We start from the raw sequence: 3,646 nt of genomic DNA, 5'->3' as shown, positions 1-3,646 counted from the left end.
CGTCGGCTGGTCCAGACCGAGGTGGGCGATCAGCTGGCCAGGATGCTGCTGGCTGGCAAGGTTCACGACGGCGACACTGTCCTGGTGGATCAGACCGGCGGCGACCACCTGGAGCTGACCGCTTGGCCCACTGAGAATCTGGTCGATGATTCGGTCACGGTCAACGACGTGACAGCTGATGGCGATGCCGATGCTGATGCTGGCGATGACGGACGCGACGGTGGTCGTGGCCGTCATGCCGCTCGTGGCGACGATCAGGGTCAGGTCCAGTCTCACTGAGATCAATTAAGGGTTGGTACCCGGGGTAATCCCGGGTACCAACCCTTTTTGTGCCACAAGTTGTGCTCTGTGGATTCAGTCCATAGCGGCCGCCGGATCCTTGCCCTCTTGCATGGACTCCCACTGGCTGTCGACGATGACCTGGGGACGCCGTGCCGCTACAGTCGGTAGCTGGTCTGTGTCGATCAGGGCGAGGTGCAACCAGCGACGGCGCAGGTGCCGGAGCCGATGCAGGCGACGAACATTGAGCATGGCAAGGATGGTGGACAGGGCCCCTGTTACCGCTGCAATCATGGGGTTGAGCATCCAGCCCAAGAAGGGTTGGCAGATTCCGGTGGCAATGGCCAGGGCGATGACGTTGTAGACAGTGGACCAGGTTAGGTTCTGCCTGATGACCTGGGTGGTGGCCCGGCTCAGTTCAATGGCCCTGCCTGTCCCGTCCAGGTCGCCTTGGTGCAGGATCAGATCCGGGTGCGGCAGGTCAATGTCGTCCGTTGCATCGTCTGTGTCAGCCTGAAGTTTTGGACCCAACGTGATGCCCACCTGAGCCCTGGCCGCCAGCTTGGGATCCGCTGTGGTCCCAGCTGCCAGAGCCACCAGGCTGGTTCGGCCCTGCTCGCCGGCGGATGCGGTGTCTTGACCAGTCCGATCCGCTGGAACGCCTCTGCTGGTCCGGGTCAGGTCGTGGTTGAGACGATCCATACACTCGCGCTTGCGTTCGGGGGTCAGTCGGGTGATCAGCATATCCACGCCCGCCTGACGGGCTGCCCGCTCAATCCTGTCATCCGGCTGGCGGCTTCCATCCAGGATCAGGCTACTCACTCGCAGGGAGCGTAGATGGGTGGCGGCCCGGGTCAGGGATTCCGCGTGGACACCCTGGCTCTCCGAGTCGTCGGGATCCACCAGAGAGGAGTCGTCCAGAATCAGCGTGCGCACCCGGCCCAGGTGGTTCATGGCTCTTGGTGAAGTGAAGAGCAGACCGTGGGCCAGGCCAGTCTCCAAGCTGGTTCGGAAGGCCATGGGGATGGTCATGGCTGCGACAGCGGGACAGGCGATGGTCAGTACGCAGACCGCATTGCCTACAGCGTGGGCCAGGTGGGGTTGCGGTCCCAGCATGAGCCAGAGCATGAAGGTCCAGACAGCCAGAATCATGATCAGGGCGATGGCTGTGTTGACGATCCGATCCATTCTTCGCATGGCGGGGGAGCGTTCGACCAGGGCCTGAGGGATGATCTTCACGAGTCTGGCTGCATAGGTGTTGTCGCCGGCGGCATCCACGCGGATGGACAGTCGACCTTCCAGAATCTTGCTGGAGGCCAGGATCCGGTCGCCGGGTCCGCAAGGCCGGGGTCGGTCGCCGCCGGTCAGCTCGCTGTCGTCCACTAGGGCCGACCCTGACTCCACAACCCCGTCGGCGGCTGGGCGCTCTCCTGTGCGCACCAGAAGCAAATCGCCTGGGCGAATCCGGTCACGTGCAAGAATCTGGGCGGGGACTGTCTGCGGATGCTCGGGATCAGCCACCAGGCCTGAGGCTGGTCGGATTTCTGTTAGATGGTTCAAAGAGGCCACAAGGGAGGCTTCCATTCTGGTGCCGATGACCCGGGCCAGCAATAGGAGGGTGATGACTACGCCGATCAGATCGAAGTATGGGGATCGGGAGCCCTCCGGCAACAGGGACCCGGCCAGGCAGGTGGCCAGGCTGTACAGGTAGGCCAGGCTTGTGGCCAGCATGGCCAAAAGATCGGGGCTGCAGCGGTGCTCGGTCATGGACTTCCACCCGTCCATGAGTATTCCACGGCCGCAATAGAAGATGACTGGGGTTATCAGAATGGCTTGGACCCAGGGGCTGGTCAGCCAGGAGGGAATCAGATCGGGGCCGAAACGATCGAACAGATCCAGAACCAGGACGGGCGCGGTCAGAAGGGCGCTAATGATGGTAGGCCTGAGCAGACGGTGGCTGCGAGAGTCCAGATCGGCCCCCCATTTGCCCCAATCCTCGGGATCGCGCCAAGGGTGGTTGGCCGGGGAGTCTGCGCCTGCATCTTGGTCGCTGACATGAGCCGACGGCATAAGGAAGTACCAGATGATCAGCCAGGTGACCGCACAGGCCACGACCAGATCGGCTATCGCCAGGAAGATATCGATACCCACGGATCTCCTTCGGTCTTGCTCCAACCCCTCAATATTTACTATTCTGCCCGTCATTGCGGTTCGGCACTGGTCTTAAGGCCGATTCCTTGCGGAAAAAACGAATTCTCGAATTATCGTCGACAGCCTGCCGTGCCGATCTGACTTTCGGGTCCAGTCGTGGAGGTTTACTAGAACATATGTTCGATTCTACGTCATCGGTAGTCATGGTTGTGCTTCTCCTGCTGATCGGTATGGTCCTGGGAGGATTGGCCGGATATGCGCTGGGTCGGGCCCAGGGTCGAAGGGCCGTTGGCACGGGGTCTGACGGCCAGGTGGATGAGCTGCGTTCGCAGCTGGACCAGGCTCAGGACAGGCTTCACGGATCCGAGGCAGCTCTGGTGGAGGCACGGACCAAGGTGGACGGCCTGAACCGCGAGCTCTCCTTTGTCAAGTCTCAGCTGGCCCAGGCCCAGCAGGCCGAGCAAATCAGAATCGAGCAGGAGCGCCGCCGTACACAGGCTCAGGAGGAGGAGAAGCGGCGCAGGCAGGCTCAGAGCATGGAGGAGGAGAGCAAGGTGCTCTCGGCCTTGGCTCCCGTGCAGAAGAATTTGGATGCCCTCCAGCATAAGGTGGCCCAAATCGAGGAGGGTCGCAAGCAGGAGATGGGGTCCTTAGGGCAGCAGCTGAAGAGTTTGGGTGAGCAGCAGGGGCGGCTGGACAAGGAGACCAGCTCTCTGGCTTCGGCCCTGCGCAACAACAAGGTGCGCGGCGCCTGGGGAGAGGCTCAGCTCAGGAATATCGTCGAGTCGGCAGGGCTCTTGGAGCATGTGGACTTCGACACTCAGGTTGTGGTCACGGCCTCGGATGGTCGCGTTCTGCGCCCCGATATGGTGGTCCACCTGCCCGGCGGCAAGACCATTCCCATTGATGCCAAGGCACCCTATTCCGACTACCAGAGGGCCTGCGAGATACCCGACACCGCTTCGGATGACGAGCTGCGCCGCCGGGACGAGCTGCTCAAGGCGCATGCCCGGGCACTGCGCGAGCACGTCAAGGCCCTGGCCGACAAGGAGTACTGGAACGCCTTCGAAACGGCCCCGGACTTCGTGGTGGCCTTCATCCCCAACGATTCCCTTCTGCAGGCCGCTCTGGAGGTCGATCCCACCCTGATGGATGATGCCTTTGCCCAAAAGGTGGCTCTGACTTCGCCGGTGACCCTCTGGGCTGTGCTCAAGTC

The 3,646-nt window shown here is 62.2% G+C and carries 3 protein-coding genes; 2 read left to right on the top strand and 1 reads right to left on the bottom strand.

The window, feature by feature from the left end:
* The coding region (locus AC0AP0_RS10270) for a hypothetical protein (protein WP_490430388.1) at positions 1 to 279 on the top strand (279 nt) is incomplete at its 5' end.
* A 75-nt stretch (positions 280 to 354) separates the two neighbouring features.
* On the opposite strand, the gene AC0AP0_RS10265 is transcribed toward AC0AP0_RS10270, so the two are convergent.
* Positions 355 to 2,430, bottom strand: coding sequence for a P-type ATPase actuator domain-containing protein (locus tag AC0AP0_RS10265; protein ID WP_490430387.1), 2,076 nt, complete (start codon positions 2,428 to 2,430; stop codon positions 355 to 357).
* Positions 2,431 to 2,606: 176 nt separating this feature from the next.
* Between AC0AP0_RS10265 and AC0AP0_RS10260 the strand changes: the two genes are divergently transcribed.
* The coding region (locus AC0AP0_RS10260) for a DNA recombination protein RmuC (protein WP_490430386.1) at positions 2,607 to 3,646 on the top strand (1,040 nt) is incomplete at its 3' end.

Source organism: Bifidobacterium sp. POST2/T3 (B1) (assembly GCF_058197115.1).
The sequence above is the reverse complement of the archived record's forward strand: the minus strand, read 5'-3'. Positions and strand labels throughout refer to the sequence as shown.